Genomic DNA, 12,973 nt, shown 5'->3' with positions numbered 1-12,973 from the left:
CCTGACCATGATCCACCTGGAGGGTTCGATGTTCGAGGAGATCCTCGGTCTGCCGGGACACGTCCTGGTGGTCCACGCGGTCGTCGTGTTCGTGCCGCTGCTGGCGGTGCTGGCCATGGCGTACGTGGGGCTGCCACGGTGGCGGCACCGGCTGGACTGGGCCCTGGGCCTCCTCGCCGTGGCGGCGCCGGTGACCGCGTTCGTGGCCGTCAAGTCGGGCGAGGTGTTCACCGACGCGCTTGTCGCCCGGGGTTTCCAGGGACCGATCCTCGACCAGATCTTCGACCACTCCCGCTACGGCGACATCCTGTTCCGGATCGTGGTGCCGCTCGGGATCGCGGCCATCCTGCTGCTGGTGGCGACAAGTGGGCATCCCCGGGTGCCGCGGCTGCCGGCGCTTGTCACCCCCGTGCTGGCGGTGGCGGTCGTGGCGCTGTCCATCGCCGCCCTGGTCTACGTCTACCTGACCGGCCACAGCGGCGCCGAGGCCGTCTGGGGCACCACCCTCTGACCCGCTCGTCAGAAGATGATTCGCGAGCAGAGCAGGCAGACCACGACCACGAGCACCACGCCGGCCGCCACCCCGAAGCCGTAGGTGACCCGCTGCGAGCGCTGCTCGGCCACGTCCAGCTCGGCCATGTCCTGCGGCGGCAGCCGTCGTGGCGGTGCCGGCCGCAGATGGACGGGCGGACGCCAACCGGTCGGCGGCGGCACGCTCGGCGGCGGGCCGGCATAGCCGCTCGCGGGGGTGTTCGTGGACGGGGCGGAGGGCCGGTGCGCCACCGATTCGTCACCGGTGTCGGGCCGTCGCCAGTAGTCGTCCGGGGTGCTGCCACCGCTGGGGGTCGTCACGCCGTCCGACGCTACCAACGCGGCCGGCGGCCCGTCCGCTTCTGCGTGACGCGCCGCCGTCGGTGACCGGTCCGCAGCCCGTCCGCTGCGCTAGTCTTGCCGCTCGTGAGCACCATGGACCCCGGCACCCAGGCCGCGCCCGACGACGACCGCACCGTCGACCTGAGCGAAGACTTCGTGGTGCTGCCCGAGCAGACCTCCGACGACACCGACCGGGGCTGGGGCGAGCGGGCGCGTGGCAACGACGACTGGTTGCTCGCCGAACGCCCTCCGCACTGGGACTGACGCCGCGCGCGGCCGGCTCCCGTCGCTGTTCAGTCGCGTACGACGATCGCGAAGCGGGTGCCCTCCGGCAGCCCGACGGTGCGTTTCGCCTGGTCCGGGCGGAGCGCGAGGTAGAGCGCCGAGGACCCGTCGGTCGTGTCGGCGCCCAGCACGTCGAGCACCAGCGCGGCGGGCGCGAGTAACGCCGCTTCCGTGCCCACCCCGCCCGGCGCCGCGGCGAGCAGATCGACCCGGGCTCCTGGACGGACCACCGCCAGGGCGGCCGGCTCGGCCAACCGGACCGGCACCCCGACAGCGCCGCTCGGCAGCGGCAGTGGACCCGCCGTGCCGCCCCCGGTGGTGGCTCTCGATGGTGGTGGGCCGGCCGATGCGCCTGTGGCGGTGCGGCCTGCCTCGCCGTCGTCCGGTCTGCCGGGGGTGAGCGGGCTGCCGTCGGCGGCCGGTCCGGACGTGGCGACGGCTCCCGTCGGCCCTGCGGCGGCCGGTCCGGACGTGGGTGCGGCTCCCGTCGGCCCCGCGGCGGGCGGCGTCGGCGCGGCGGGCGGCGGGCAGCCGGTCGGAGTGTGGAGGACGGTGGCGGCCAGGCCGAGCAGGGCGGCGACCAGACCGGCCCGGAGCAGGGTGGGCCGGCCGGGCAGGGTGGGTCGGCGCAGCGGACGCAACGCCCGCGCGGAGTCTGGATCGCCCATCGCCTGTCGCCTCCCGCCCACGGGTGTCCTGGTGACGACCCGTGGGCGGCAGACTAGGCGGCGCTCGCTCTGGTCGGTCGGCCGTTCGCCGGCGCCTGTGGATAACCGGACGGCCTGTGGACAACGTCCGAATGCCCGCCCGATCTGCTAGGCGAGGGACGGGCCGAGCCGCGTGGTCTGCTGATCGACTCGGGATCACGGAGGTCGGGGTGTCCGGTCAAGCTGGACAGGCCGACTTCCGTGAATTCGAGGGGATCACCGGTCGCCGAGCGAGTCGGCGCTGGCGGATCAGGACGCGGAGCTGGCCGCCGGTGCCTTGCCGCCGCTCGACCCGCCGGACGAGGACGACCCCGACCCGGACGACCCCGACCCGGACGACCCCGACCCGGACGAGCCCGACGACCCGGAGGACGACCCCGACGACGACGAGCCCGACGACGAGGACGAGCCCGACGACCCGGAGTCCGCACCCGAGGACGACGAGTCGGACTTCCCCGGCTTGCCGCTTGTGCCGCCGGCCGACACCTCGGAGCCGGACGCCCGCGAGTCGGTGCGGTAGAAGCCCGAACCCTTGAAGACGATGCCGACCGAGTTGAAGACCTTGCGCAGCCGCCCCTGACACGCCGGGCACTCGGTCAGCGGCTCGTCAGAGAAGGATTGCACCGCCTCGAGCTGGTGACCGCACGTGGTGCAGGCGTACTGGTACGTGGGCACGTTCTCCTCCGGATCTGGGCTCAGCCAGTTGGCACTCGACGTATTCGAGTGCCAATGGTGCGTCATTCGCCCCGGGTTCGTCCAGCGGACGTGTGGGGCGCGACATCATGCGGCGTACCCGGGCCGGCGTCAAGCGTACGCACCCCGCCGGCGGGGGTGACGACCGCGCGGACACGACGGTCGTGCGGCTCCGCCGGCAGCGCCTCGACCAGCTCGCCGTCGTGCAGGGGCACCACCGTCAGCGTCGCCTCGGGCACCCGGGCGAGGGCCCGGTCGTACGACCCGCCGCCGCGTCCCAGCCGCCGACCGAGGCGGTCGACCGCGAGAGCCGGTACGAGCACCAGGTCCGCCCCCGCCACCGCGGCCACCCCGAGACGGACACCGTCCGGCTCTCGGATACCCCGACCGGCGGCGATCAAGGCCCCGGGCCCGGTATACGCCGCCCAGTCCAGATCCAGGTCGGGGAGGAGGACCGGCAACAGCAGCTCGGCGTCGGCCGCAAGGGCAGCTCGCAGCACCTCCGGCAGGTCCGCGCCGCCCGGTTCGGAGCCGACCGGCACGTACGCCGTCATCCGGCGCGGGCGCAGCCGGCGGACAAGTGTGACCAGCTCGGCCTGCACGCGCCCGGCGGCGGCGGCCCGGGTGGGGCCGCTCAGTGCCCGGCGGCGGGTGAGCAGCTCGACGCGGGCGTCCCGCTTGGCCCCACGGGTCACTTCCGCTTCATCAGAAAATTCCGCCACGCAACACTCCTGACGCAACGCCTCACTCGCGGTTGCACTGTGTCAGCATCGCAAGCAACGGAGGCGGAACTTCCGGGGGGACCGAGTGACGCTACGCGGACGGTTGACGGCAGCCTTCCTCGTGGTGGTGCTCGGCCCGGTCCTGCTCGGCGCGCTCTTCGTCGCCTCCACCGTCAGCGCCGTCGACCGCAGCCGCTCCACCGAGCGCCTGGCGGTGGCGGCGTCCACCGTGCGGACCTCGGTCGACGCGCTCTGCCAGCAGCTCCGCGCCACCGCCGACGTGGTGGCCCTCAGTGCCGATCCGGCCGTCGCCGCCGCCCAACTGATCGGCCGGGGCCTGGTCGCCGCGGTGCTGATCACCGATGTGCACGGCGAGGTCACCTATGTCTCGCCCGGTGCGCCGTCGACCCCGTGGCGGGACTGCTCCGGCGGCCCGACCACGGATGCGACAAGCCCCGTCCGCGCGCTCGCCGCCCACGTCGACCTGCACGACCGTGCCGGCGCGCCGCTGGGCACGGTGACCGCCGCGCACCTTGTCGACCCGGCCTTCGTGGCCCGGCTGGCGGCGGTGACCGGGGTGGCGGTCACCCTGCTCGACGGCGGAGCCAGCGCCGCCCGGGTCACCCACACGACCGAATCCCGCGAGGTACGCGACGCGGTGCTGGCCGCCGCCAGCGCCGTCAACGGTGAGCGGGTGACCGAGACCAGCCAGGGCCGGTACGTGCGCAGGATCGGGCCGTCCGACGCGCAGCCACTGCCGCTCGTGGTCTCCGTGCCCAGTGAGCGCCCGGCGGGGCTGCACGCCACGTTGGTCGGGGTGGTCGTGGTGGCCGCCTTGCTCGCCGTGCTGACCGCCTGGCGGCTGGCCCGGATGACCACCCGACCGCTGATGGAGTTGGCCGGCGCGGTCGACCGGGTGGCTCACGGCGACCTGACCGCCCGGGTCCCGGTCCGCAGCCGCGACGAGTTGGGCCGCCTGGCCGCCGCGTTCAACCGGATGACCCGGGAGACCGGGGCCTACGTCGCGGCGCTGACCAGCAACCGCGACCAGCTCCGCGGTCACCTCGCGGTGCTCGGCGACACCCTCGCCAGCACGCACGACCTGCAACGCATCCTGCGGGTGATCCTGCACAGCGCCATCGGCGCCACCGGCGCGCGTGCTGGCGCCGTGCTGCTCGTGGAGACCGGCGGGATGCTCGTCGCACAGTGCACCGAGGGGTTGGACGGGCGCTGGCCGGAGGCGGACGCGGACGGGCCGTCGACGCTCCGGGTGCCGGTCGGGGTCGGCGTGGTCGGCGCCGTCGCCGCCACCGGGGAGCCACAGCGGGGCAGGGCGGAGCCGACCGACACCCCGTCCATCGAGCCGCGCTGCCGCACGTATGTCGCGGTCCCGTTCGCCACCCCGGGCTCGACCGCGGCCACCCTCAGCGGATCCTCCGGCCCGACCGACGAGGCCGGCTCGGCGGCGGCGCTCGGCGTGCTGGCTCTCTACGACCGCCTGGGCGCCGACGAGTTCGACGACGACGACCTGGCCACCCTGCGCACCTTCGCCGGCCACGCGGCGGTGGCGGTCGACAACGTCCGGGTGCACGAGGAGGCCCAACGGCTCTCCCTCACCGACCCGCTCACCGGGCTGTGGAACTACCGCTACCTGCGCGAGTCGATCCGGCGTGAGGTGGAACGGGCCAGCCGCTTCGGGCGGATGCTCAGCGTCCTCGCCCTGGACCTCGACCGGTTCAAGGACGTCAACGACACGTACGGGCACGCTGCCGGGGACACCGTGCTCGCCGAGTTCGCCAGGCGGGTGCGTGGCGAGATCCGTGAGGTCGACCTCGCGTTCCGGCAGGGCGGTGAGGAGTTCGTGCTGCTGCTGCCGGAGACCGACGCGCGGGGCGCGGCGATCGTGGCCGAGCGGCTCGGCGCGGCGGTCCGCGAGACGCCGATCGCCGTCGAGGCGTACGCCGGGCCGGTGCTGGTGACGGTGTCGGTGGGCATCGCCGTCTATCCGGACAACGGCAGCACCGGGCGGGAGGTGCTGGAGGCCGCCGACGACGCGCTCTACGCGGCCAAGGCCGCCGGCCGCGACACCTACCGCGTCGCCGAGGTACGCCCGGACGTGGCCACCCGGGAGATACCGGTGCTCGCGGGTGCCGTGAGCCCACCCGACGGGCTGCCGCGCGCCGGCCAGCCCGTGCCTGTCAACCGGGAGCCGGGCGGGCCCGCCCGGTCGGGGCCGGCGGTGGGCGTACCGGACGGGTTGCCGCCGCACGCACGGCCGGATCCGACCGACGACCCGGCGGGCATCGACGCTGATGCGGCCCGCGCCGGCCCGGATGCCGCCCGGCCGGGGCCGGGTGGCGGCGCGTCTTCTGGGCCACACCCGCCGCGGCAGAGCCGTGGCCGATAGTCTCGCGGCATGTCGGAGCACTCAGCGAACCCCTCATCGGCGGCCGCCGCAACCGGCCGTCCCCTGGCGGTCAAGGCCGTCATCCCGGCCGCCGGACTGGCCACCCGGTTCCTGCCAGCCACCAAGGCGGTGCCCAAGGAGTTGCTGCCGGTGGTGGACCGGCCGGTTCTGCAGTACATCGTCGAAGAGGCCACCCAGGCCGGCATCGGTGACGTGTTGCTGATCACCGGTCGGGGTAAGACATCGATGGTGGACCACTTCGACCGTCGCCCGGACCTGGAGACCAGGTTGGAGGAGAAGGGCGACTCCGAGCGGTTGGCCGCCGTGCGTCGGCCCAGCGAGCTGGCCGAGATCTACACCGTGCGGCAGCCCGAGCAGCTCGGGCTCGGCCACGCCATCGGGTACGCCGAGTCGCACGTCGGCGACCAGCCCTTCGCGGTGCTGCTCGGCGACGAGTTCGTCAAGCCGTCGGAGCCGCTGCTGCCGGCGATGCTGGAGCTGCAGGCCCGCACCGGCGGTGTGGTGCTCGCCTTCTTCGAGGTCGACCAGTCCGAGACCAAGCGGTACGGCATCGCCTCCGTCGAACCCGCCGAGGCGGAGCTGACCGACATCGGTGAGGTCGTCAAGGTGACCGGGATGGTGGAGAAGCCGCAGCCCGAGGACGCTCCGAGCAACCTCGCGGTGCTCGGCCGGTACGTGCTGCCGGGCAAGATCTTCGACGCGATCCGGCGGACCAAGCCGGGCAGTGGCGGCGAGATCCAGTTGACCGACGCGATGGAGCTGCTGCGTACCGAGGGCACTCCGGTGCACGCGATCGTCTACCGGGGCACCCGTTACGACACCGGCATGCCGCTGGGCTACCTCCAGACGGTGGTGCAGATCGCCGCCGAGCGCGAGGATCTGGGCGCCGAGTTCCGCTCCTGGCTGGCCGACTTCGTCAAGGCCGACGCGGCAGGCGGATCTGGTACATGACCGCGACGGCCGACGCCGAGGCGGCCGCGAACGAGTTGACGCCGCTCGCCGACTACCTGGGCAGCGTGCTGCGCAGGTTGCGCGCGCTGCCGCCACTCGACCTCGACCTCACCCAGGCGCACGGCAACGTCCTCGCCGAGGACGTCGTCGCGCCGCACGCCTTCCCGGCCTTCGACCAGGCGGCCGTGGACGGCTACGCGGCCCGCTGGGAGGACATTTCCGGAGGGGGCCGGGGCCCGAGCTACGTCCCGGCCCCCTCCGGCACGCCCGGCGGGCGGACTATCCGGCTCAACGTCGTCGGCGATCTGGGGGCGGCGAGCTGGCGGCCGGTGCGACTCACCCCGGGCTCGTGCTTCTCGGTGGCCGCCGGGGCGCCGCTGCCGGTCGCCGCCGACGTGGTGGTCCCGGTGGAGTGGACCGACCAGGGCATGGCCGCGGTGGAGATCTTCCGCACCCCCAAGCGGGGGTACGGGGTCCGCCGCGCCGGTGCGGAACTGCCCGCCGGCACCCTGCTCGCCCGCGCCGGCACGTACGTCTCCCCGGCCCTGGTCGCGGTCTTCGCCGCCACCGGCATCGGGCACGTGGTGGTCCGGCCCAGCCCGCGGGTGGTCATCGTGGCCACCGGCGACGAACTTGTCGACGTGGGTCGGGGCAGTCAGCCGGGGCAGGTGGTGGACGCCAACTCGCACGCGCTGACCGCCGCGGCGGCCGAGGTGGGCGCACTCGCGTACCGGGTGGGGATCTGCGACGACGACCCGGAGGGGCTGCGCGGGCTGCTGGAGGACCAGACCCTGCGCGCCGACCTCATCATCACCACCGGGGGCACCGGCACCGGCCCCGGAGACATGGTGCGCCGAATCCTGTCCCGCCGCGAGGGTGGCCGGGTCGGGCCGGTCACGTTCACCGACGTGGCGCTCTATCCCGGCACCGCGCTCGGGTTCGGCACGGTCGGCGCCGAGGAGGTGCCGGTGGTCTGCCTGCCCGGCGACCCGGGTGCCGCGTTGATCGGGTTCGAGGTGCTGGCCCGTCCCGCCATCCAACTGCTCGCCGGCGCCGAGCCGGTCTTCCGCCCCAGCGTGCGGGCGCACCTGCTGGAGACCGTGTCGTCCCCGGCGGGGTTGCGCGAGTTCCGGCCGGCGCACGTCGCCGAGCGGCGCGGGGGCGGATACACGGTGCAGCCGCTCAGCGGTGGGCCGTTCACCCTCTCCGGGCTGGCCGAGGCGAACGGTCTGCTCGTGCTCGGTGAGCGGGTCAACACCGCCGCGGCCGGGTCCACCGTGGATGTCCTGTTGCTGGACCGCCGCCGGTGACGGTGTCCCGGTCGGACGGTTGGCGGGTCCTGGCGGGTCCACTTGCGCGCGTCACCGCCGCGCGCGGGAGACTGTAGGGGTGAGTCTCTTCGGACCCCCGCGGGCACCGGGCTGGCCGGTGGAGCTGGCGGACGGCCCGGTGTTGTTGCGGCCCTACCGACGCTCCGACGCGGCGCCGTGGTCGGAGATCCGGCGGGCCAACCGTGCCTGGTTGGCGCCCTGGGAGTCGTCGTTGCCCGGCGGTTGGGACGACCTGAACTCGCCTGCCGCGTTCCGCTGGGTGCTGCGTGACCAGCGGCGCTCGGCCCGCGAGGGTGACGGCATGCCCTTCGCGGTCTGCCTGCGCGAGGCCGACCGGGACCGGCTGGTCGGGCACATCAACGTGGGCAGCATCGTGCGACGGGCACTCTGCTCCGGCTACGTCGGCTACTGGGTGGACGCCCGGGTCGCCGGCCAGGGCGTGATCCCGACGGCGCTCGCCCTCGCCGTGGACCACGCGTTCGGCCCGGGTGGGCTGCACCGGGTGGAGGTCAACATCCGTCCGGAGAACCGGCCGTCGCGGCGGGTGGTGGAGAAGTTGGGTTTCCGCGAGGAGTCGTACCACGTGCGCTACATGCACATCGACGGCGCGTGGCGTGACCACATCGGATACGCGCTGACGAGTGAGGAGATCGCCGCCGAGGGCGGTCTGCTGGCCCGGTGGCACCGGGTACGCGCCTCCGCCCGCTGAGAGGCTGTCCCACGGACGGGATCGGCGCGGCGCGACGGCTTCCTGGTCGGCGCGCCGTAACCTCAAGTAACTGCAAGTTGCGGCGAGCGCTCTCCGGCCGGACGATCCACGCACCTAGGCGCGATCGGTGGAAGATCCTGCGGTGGGGTGGCGGTTGCTCCGAATTCGGTGACGGGAGGGGTGAGGGTGCCGACCTCGGTGCTCCTCGCCGTCCTCGCCGCCGCCGGCCTGCTCGCCCTGGCCCCGGCGTTGGTTCGCCGGTACGACGCCACCGAGCGGCTGGTGGCGGAGCGGGCGCAGTCGACGGCGCGGGTGCTCCAGCGCCGCCGGCGACGCCGTACTGTCCCGGGACGGCGGCCGGTCCACCCACCGCGCTCACTCGTCGTCACGCTCAGCGCGGATGCGACTACCGGAGCGTTGACCGCGCCGGTCTCCGCGCCTCCGGCCGGCCGCCGCTCCGGTCGCCTGCGCGCGGTGCCACCCGCACCGAAGCGGTCCCGTCGCCGCCCGCCGTCGCGCCGTCAGCACACCCCGGCCGTGTACCGGCGTCGCCGGGTGCTCGCCGCCCTACTGCTGCTCAACGTCGTCGAGCTGATCGGCGTGCTGTTCGCCAGCCCCGGCTTCTGGATCGGCTTCGCGGTCACCTTCCTGCTCCTGGCCGTGTACGTCGTCCACCTTCGCGGTCGCGCCCTCGCGGGACGTCGTCGCCGCCGCGCCCGCGCCCGCGAGGCCGCCTGGCTGGCCGCCCGGCAGGCCGAGGTGCGCCGGGAACAGGCCCGCCGCGCCGCGGCCCGTCGGGAGGCGCAGCGCCGCCTGGCCGCCCAGCGCGAGGGGGTACGCCGAGCCGCCATGGGCCTGGACCGCCCTGGCGACCTCCCGGCGGCGGTCAACGGGGGCTCGGTCTCGTACCGACGGGCCGGCGGGCTACGCGGCCGCCCCTACGAGGCCGGCCGAGGCGCGTAACCGCGTGCTGACCGGCGGCTCGGCCGGGCGCCTCGTGCCGGCGTCTCGGCCGGGCGTCTCGTGCCTGCGTCTCGGCCGGGGGGCCGACCGGCGCTTGATCGACTCGGGTTCCCGGAAGGTGGGGTGTCGAGGCGTCCCGGATGCCCCGGTTTCCCGGAAGCCGAGTGGATCTCCGGGCTCGGTGGAGCGCTGTACCGGGGGCGGATTCGCGGTACGGGCCGGCGACCTGTTAGCCTTGCTGCCGGCCCGCCCGGTGTTAGCCGGGTGGGACCGAAGCCGGTTCGCCGGCGGGGGGCTGTGGCGCAGACTGGTAGCGCACCTCGTTCGCATCGAGGGGGTCAGGGGTTCAAATCCCCTCAGCTCCACCAGCACGACGGTTTACCTGGGGAAACCCGCCGACCAAGATCGGCGGGCACAGATCCGGCACAGATCAGCGAGAACTCGGGGCCTTCGGGCCCCGTTTTCGTTTGGCGCTCGCGTCGCGCAGAGCCCCGCTGATGATGTTGCGGCGGCGGTCCTTCTTCGGCCACCAGTGGACGCAGGTTTCCAGCGTGATCCGCAGGCTGGAGTGCCGAAGCGCGTTGTGCACGTCGATGGGATCGGCACCCGAGGTGATCAGGTGGTAGCGAAGTAGTGCCGCAGAGAGTGGAAGGTGCCCTCGTTTCGCCCATCAGAGTGTGATCCGACAGCTGATGCGCGACACATCTGCGCCAAGTGATGCGGAACCGCGCGATGAAGCTAGGGCGCATCAGTGCCCTCGGGATGTGCGGATCTGTCGATGAGCACCTGCTCACGTGCGCCATGAATCGCTGGACGAGCATGGAGGTATCGCTGGTTTGAAGTCCCTACTGAAAGTCCTCGGCGTGGTCGATGGCCCATTGCGAAAACGGCAAGGCGGGTCGGCCGAGCACCTTCTCCACAGTGCGTTTGGGGCGAGGAGGCTTGTCAACCTGATCACGCGACACGATGAGTTGAATCTCTATGGAGTCCTCGTCGTAACCCAAGGCCCTCCACCGTGCGATGGCCTGATCCTCACTGAGTTGTTCGAGCCGCAGCGGTCGGCCGATCGCCTCCGCCAGATCACGAACCCGGTCGGCAGCGCTGATCGCGGCCGGGCCGGTGGTCAGGTACCGGGCGCCGTCGTGGCGTTGGTCTAGGAGGGCGGCGACCGCGACCGCGGCCACGTCCCACTCGTGCACGTACGGATACCGGGCGGTGGGGAAACCCTCCCGCACCACGCTGTCACTACGAATGTCCTCAGCCCACTGCCACGAGGCGGCCATGAGCCCTGCCGGCCGAATGTGCGTCCAGCCCAGGCCTGTTGCCTCCACCGCCTGCTCCCACGCGAGGAAGTGGCGACTAGCGCGAGGCTGGGCCCGTTCCCACGGTGCGGAGGCCGAGGACAGCACGATGATCCGCCGGAGTCCGGCGGTCCTGATTCGCTCGAGAACTTCGCGATTTGGTGCACCAGTAGGCATAAGCAGCATCGCGTCGATTTCGACCAGAGCCGCATCAAGCGACTCGGGGGCGGTGAGATCGCCGAACGCCACATCGACCGCGTCGGGCACACCAGCCGCTTCCGTCGGCGGCACGAGCGCCCGTGTTCGGACACCAACGTCGAGAAGGCAATCAATGGCAGCCCGGCCGACGACCTCGGTCGCCCCAGTGACGAGGACCCGCGGCCGGACTCCGCCGCTCCCAGTCATTGGTACTTGTCCCCTCGGTAGATTACCGACGTTGACGGATCACCTAATCGACACCGTACATACTGCCGACAGGTATGACACCTCTATACCGACCGCCCTCGTTTGCCGCGATCAGCGCGCGGAGGTGTCGCAGATCAGTTGGCGGACGAGTGTGCGGCCGAGCCAGGTGGCGGTCCGGCGATGTTCCTCGGTCTGCCGCCGCATACCGAACGCCACAGGCTCGCGTACCGAACATCGTCCAGCCGCGGATCGAAAGCGGACCTGCTCGCAAATCGAAACCCCGCCGGCTATCACGACTCGTGCCCCCACCGCACTTGATCCCCCGCCACGCCGCAGCGCAGGTCGACGCAGCACTTGCTGACACCCGGGTCGTGCTGATCAACGGAGCACGCCAAGTAGGCAAGAGCACCCTGGTTCGCATCGTCGCGGGCGACAGGCTCGCCGAGCGCCGCGATCTCGACCGGGCGCAGGACCGAGCCGCGGCGATCGCCGACCCGGTGGGTTTCGTGGACTCCTCCGAACTGCTGGTGATCGACGAGATCCAGCGCGCACCGGAACTGCTGCTGGCGATCAAGACGGCCGTTGACGAGGACAATCGGCCCGGCCGCTATCTGCTCACCGGCTCATCACGGCTGTTCGGCATGGTGGCTGCCCCGGACGCGCTGCCCGGCCGGATGGAAACCGTCGAGCTCTGGCCGTTCTCTCAAGGTGAACTCGGCGGCGAACCGGACGGGTTCGTCGACGCCGTCTTCGCACTCGGGCCCGAACTGCGACACGAGTCGGACGTGACCCGCGCCGAATACGCGGCCAGGATCGTGCGAGGCGGCCTGCCCGAGGCCACGAACCGTGCCGACCCGCGGCGCCGCCAACGGTTCCTCGACGCGTATGTCCAAGCGCTCATCGATCGCGATGTGCGACAACTGTCCGACATCCAGCACAAGGGCGAGCTGCGCAAACTGGTGCGCCTACTCGCCGCCAGATCGGCGACCATCATCGCCGCCAACGCCCTCGAATCCGCCCTCGGACTGAGTCGCCCGACGATCGCACGATACTTCCAGGCACTGGAAGAGATCTTCCTCATCAAGCGGATCCCCGGTTGGTCCCGAAATCTTGGCACCCGTCCAACTGCCGCGCCGAAACTGATCTTTGTCGACTCGGGCATCGCCGCCAACTAGATCGCGACCGACGCTCGCGCACTGCTCCGGCCGGGCGCATCGTTCGGCGCACTGCTCGAATCATTTGTCTTGTCCGAGCTGTCCCGCCAGCTCACCTGGTCGGAGCAGTCTGCCGACCTCTTCCACTACCGCGACCAGAGTAGGTATGAGGTCGACGCGGTGCTCGAGAACAGATCCGGGCATGTGGTCGGGATTCAGATCAAGGCAGCCACAACCGTCGGACCTGACGATTTCCGCGGGTTACGTCGACTCGCCGACCGCCTCGGCGACGACTTCATCGCCGGCATCGTCCTCTACACCGGGACCTCGACACTGCCGTTCGGCGCCAGGCTCCGCGCATTGCCGGTCAGTGCCTTGTGGCAGGTTGCCGGCCCACAAACAGGCTGACCGGGGCGCTCGCCGCTGGCGCGACGGCGCCAGTGCGAGCCGG

At 72.4% G+C, this 12,973-nt stretch carries 12 protein-coding genes, 1 tRNA gene and 2 pseudogenes; 10 read left to right on the top strand and 5 right to left on the bottom strand.

All coding sequences use genetic code 11. The features are described 5' to 3' along the window. Positions 1 to 28: 28 nt before the first annotated feature. Complete coding sequence (locus tag ACLQ29_RS02875) at positions 29 to 511, top strand: DUF2231 domain-containing protein (protein ID WP_425770163.1); 483 nt, start codon at positions 29 to 31, stop codon at positions 509 to 511. A gap of 8 nt (positions 512 to 519) precedes the next feature. Here ACLQ29_RS02875 and ACLQ29_RS02870 read toward each other — a convergent pair whose 3' ends face one another. After that, positions 520 to 852: a hypothetical protein gene (locus ACLQ29_RS02870; protein ID WP_425770088.1), complete on the bottom strand. Its 333-nt coding sequence runs from the start codon at positions 850 to 852 to the stop codon at positions 520 to 522. 105 nt (positions 853 to 957) lie between these two features. On the opposite strand from ACLQ29_RS02870, the gene ACLQ29_RS02865 reads away from it, so the two are divergent. Continuing rightward, positions 958 to 1,137: a hypothetical protein gene (locus ACLQ29_RS02865; protein ID WP_425770087.1), complete on the top strand. Its 180-nt coding sequence runs from the start codon at positions 958 to 960 to the stop codon at positions 1,135 to 1,137. 29 nt (positions 1,138 to 1,166) lie between these two features. Here ACLQ29_RS02865 and ACLQ29_RS02860 read toward each other — a convergent pair whose 3' ends face one another. Next, positions 1,167 to 1,826 (bottom strand): flagellar biosynthesis protein FlgA, encoded by a 660-nt coding sequence (locus ACLQ29_RS02860; protein WP_425770086.1) that lies wholly within the window; start codon positions 1,824 to 1,826, stop codon positions 1,167 to 1,169. 316 nt (positions 1,827 to 2,142) lie between these two features. Between ACLQ29_RS02860 and ACLQ29_RS02855 the strand changes: the two genes are divergently transcribed. Further along, entirely contained in the window at positions 2,143 to 2,385 is a 243-nt protein-coding gene (locus tag ACLQ29_RS02855) for a hypothetical protein (protein ID WP_425770167.1), read from the top strand. 62 nt (positions 2,386 to 2,447) lie between these two features. Here the strand turns inward: ACLQ29_RS02855 and ACLQ29_RS02850 are convergent. Continuing rightward, positions 2,448 to 2,606: pseudogene (locus ACLQ29_RS02850) on the bottom strand (FmdB family zinc ribbon protein); the annotation flags it as partial. Continuing rightward, positions 2,603 to 3,280 (bottom strand): 5-formyltetrahydrofolate cyclo-ligase, encoded by a 678-nt coding sequence (locus tag ACLQ29_RS02845; RefSeq protein WP_425770085.1) that lies wholly within the window; start codon positions 3,278 to 3,280, stop codon positions 2,603 to 2,605. The gene ACLQ29_RS02845 and the pseudogene ACLQ29_RS02850, both read right to left, overlap by 4 nt. 85 nt (positions 3,281 to 3,365) lie before the next feature. Here ACLQ29_RS02845 and ACLQ29_RS02840 point away from each other — a divergent pair, with 85 nt between their 5' ends. The 6 genes from ACLQ29_RS02840 to ACLQ29_RS02815 all read left to right on the top strand — a co-directional run bounded on the left by ACLQ29_RS02840 (position 3,366) and on the right by ACLQ29_RS02815 (position 10,030). Beyond that, positions 3,366 to 5,687, top strand: a complete 2,322-nt coding sequence (locus ACLQ29_RS02840; protein WP_425770084.1) for a diguanylate cyclase — start codon at positions 3,366 to 3,368, stop codon at positions 5,685 to 5,687. Positions 5,688 to 5,696: 9 nt separating this feature from the next. Further along, positions 5,697 to 6,659, top strand: coding sequence for a UTP--glucose-1-phosphate uridylyltransferase (locus tag ACLQ29_RS02835; protein ID WP_425770083.1), 963 nt, complete (start codon positions 5,697 to 5,699; stop codon positions 6,657 to 6,659). After that, positions 6,656 to 7,969 carry a molybdopterin molybdotransferase MoeA gene (gene glp / locus ACLQ29_RS02830; RefSeq protein WP_393366151.1) on the top strand — a complete coding sequence of 438 codons (1,314 nt, stop codon included), beginning with the start codon at positions 6,656 to 6,658 and terminating at the stop codon, positions 7,967 to 7,969. Before ACLQ29_RS02835 ends, glp begins: the two co-directional genes overlap by 4 nt. A gap of 79 nt (positions 7,970 to 8,048) precedes the next feature. Further along, positions 8,049 to 8,699, top strand: coding sequence for a GNAT family N-acetyltransferase (locus ACLQ29_RS02825; protein WP_425770082.1), 651 nt, complete (start codon positions 8,049 to 8,051; stop codon positions 8,697 to 8,699). 180 nt (positions 8,700 to 8,879) lie between these two features. After that, positions 8,880 to 9,662, top strand: coding sequence for a hypothetical protein (locus ACLQ29_RS02820; protein ID WP_425770081.1), 783 nt, complete (start codon positions 8,880 to 8,882; stop codon positions 9,660 to 9,662). A gap of 291 nt (positions 9,663 to 9,953) precedes the next feature. After that, positions 9,954 to 10,030, top strand: a tRNA-Ala gene (locus tag ACLQ29_RS02815). A gap of 477 nt (positions 10,031 to 10,507) precedes the next feature. Here the strand turns inward: ACLQ29_RS02815 and ACLQ29_RS02810 are convergent. Next, entirely contained in the window at positions 10,508 to 11,368 is an 861-nt protein-coding gene (locus tag ACLQ29_RS02810; protein ID WP_425770080.1) for an NAD(P)H-binding protein, read from the bottom strand. Positions 11,369 to 11,667: 299 nt separating this feature from the next. Here ACLQ29_RS02810 and ACLQ29_RS02805 point away from each other — a divergent pair. Then, positions 11,668 to 12,930, top strand: a pseudogene (locus ACLQ29_RS02805) (ATP-binding protein). Positions 12,931 to 12,973: the final 43 nt, after the last annotated feature.

Source organism: Micromonospora sp. DT228, assembly GCF_049841595.1.
GTDB lineage: Bacteria > Actinomycetota > Actinomycetes > Mycobacteriales > Micromonosporaceae > Micromonospora.
This window is presented reverse-complemented; position numbering and strand designations above follow the sequence as displayed.

Bases quoted from the DNA above. Each gene is read 5' to 3' on its own strand.
- ACLQ29_RS02875 (WP_425770163.1), top strand. From the start codon at position 29: ATGTTCGAGGAGATCCTCGGTCTGCCGGGACACGTCCTGGTGGTCCAC.
- ACLQ29_RS02860 (WP_425770086.1), bottom strand. From the start codon at position 1,826: ATGGGCGATCCAGACTCCGCGCGGGCGTTGCGTCCGCTGCGCCGACCC.
- ACLQ29_RS02835 (WP_425770083.1), top strand. From the start codon at position 5,697: ATGTCGGAGCACTCAGCGAACCCCTCATCGGCGGCCGCCGCAACCGGC.
- glp (WP_393366151.1), top strand. From the start codon at position 6,656: ATGACCGCGACGGCCGACGCCGAGGCGGCCGCGAACGAGTTGACGCCG.
- ACLQ29_RS02810 (WP_425770080.1), bottom strand. From the start codon at position 11,368: ATGACTGGGAGCGGCGGAGTCCGGCCGCGGGTCCTCGTCACTGGGGCG.